This is a genomic window from Streptomyces sp. NTH33, assembly GCF_003236365.1.
Taxonomy (GTDB): domain Bacteria; phylum Actinomycetota; class Actinomycetes; order Streptomycetales; family Streptomycetaceae; genus Streptomyces.
In genome coordinates, this window is sequence record NZ_POTZ01000856.1 from 1 (window position 1) to 1,545 (window position 1,545).

1 protein-coding gene is annotated in these 1,545 nt (G+C 71.8%); it reads left to right on the plus strand.

What is annotated here, in order from left to right; all coding sequences use genetic code 11:
- Positions 1 to 1,507 (plus strand): ISL3 family transposase (locus C1I97_RS36990; RefSeq protein ID WP_111007247.1); only part of this gene is annotated, 1,507 nt, incomplete at its 5' end.
- Positions 1,508 to 1,545: the final 38 nt, after the last annotated feature.

Consider the following 1,545-nt stretch of genomic DNA (forward strand, 5'->3'; position numbering starts at 1 on the left):
GTTTTCCGGGCTGTCGGGGGTGGTGATCGAGGGTGTTACGGACGGCGGGGACGCGGTCGTGGTCACGGCCCGTACCCGGGGTGTCGCGGTGCCGTGCCCGGTGTGCGGGACGCCGACGATGAAGGTGCACGGGTATCACCACCGGACGGTGGCGGACGTGCCGGTCGACGGCCGGCAGGTCGTCGTCCGGCTGCGGGTGCGGCGGCTGGTCTGTCCGGTGCTGGGCTGTGTGCGGCAGACCTTCCGTGAGCAGGTTCCCGGACTGCTGGAGCGCCATCAGCGCCGGACGGTGCGGCTGGCCGGGCAGATAGCCGAGGTGGCACGGGAGTTATGCGGCCGGGCGGCCGCCCGTCTGGCCGGCCTGCTGGCCGTGCCGGCCTCCCGCAGCACCGTGCTGAGGTGGCTGTGGCGTCTGCCGGTGCCCGAGGCGCCGGTCCCACGGGTGATCGGGGTGGACGATTTCGCGCTGCGGCGCCGTCGCCGCTACGCCACGATCATTACCGATGCCGTCACCGGCCGGCGCATCGAGGTCCTGCCCGGCCGGGACGCCGATCCCCTGGAAGCCTGGCTGCGCGAGCATCCCGGCATCGAGGTCGTATGCCGGGACGGCTCGGCCACCTATGCCGAGGCCATCCGTCGCGCCCTGCCCGACGCGGTGCAGGTCAGCGACCGCTGGCACCTGTGGCGCAACCTGTGCGACAAGGTCCAGCTCGAGGTCCGCGCCCACGCCGGCTGCTGGGCCGCCGTCCTCAACCCGCCGCTGCCCGGCGGCATCCGCGAGCAGACCACCCGGGACCGCTGGAACAAGGTCCACACCCTGCTCGGCCAGGGCGTCGGCCTGCTGGACTGCTCCCGCCGCCTCGGCCTCGCGTTGAACACTGTCAAACGCTACGCCCGCATGCCCGAGCCCACCGGTCTGCGCATCGCGCCGGCCTACCGGCCCACCCTCGTCGACCCCTACCGCGAACACCTGCGCCGGCGCCGGGCCGAGGAGCCGGGCGTCCCCGTCCTCCACCTCTTCCACGAGATCAAGGAACTCGGCTACACCGGCAGCCTCAACGGCCTGCACAAATACCTCAACCAGGGCCGCGCCGACGGCGACCGGCCCGTCACCACCCCACGCCGCGCCGCGCGGCTCCTCCTCACCGATCCGGAGAACCTGCGGCCGAAGGAGACCACCCTGCTGGAAAAGATCACTGCGGCCTGCCCGGAGATGACCGAACTCACCGATCTCGTGCGCGGCTTCGCCGCCCTGCTGGCCCCGGCCCAGGGCAACGATCTGAAGCTCACCGAGTGGATCACCGCCACCCGCGCCGCGGCCCTGCCTCACCTGCACAGTTTCGCCAACGGCCTCGAACTCGACCGCTCAGCCGTCGACGCCGGTCTCACCCTGCCGTACCACAACGGCCGCACCGAAGGCGTCAACACCAGAACGAAACGGATCATGCGGCAGATGCACGGCCGCGCCGGATTCGACCTCCTCCGCCACCGTATCCTCCTGCGCTGATGGCTACCCGCCGTCACCACCGACTACGGGCCAGACCC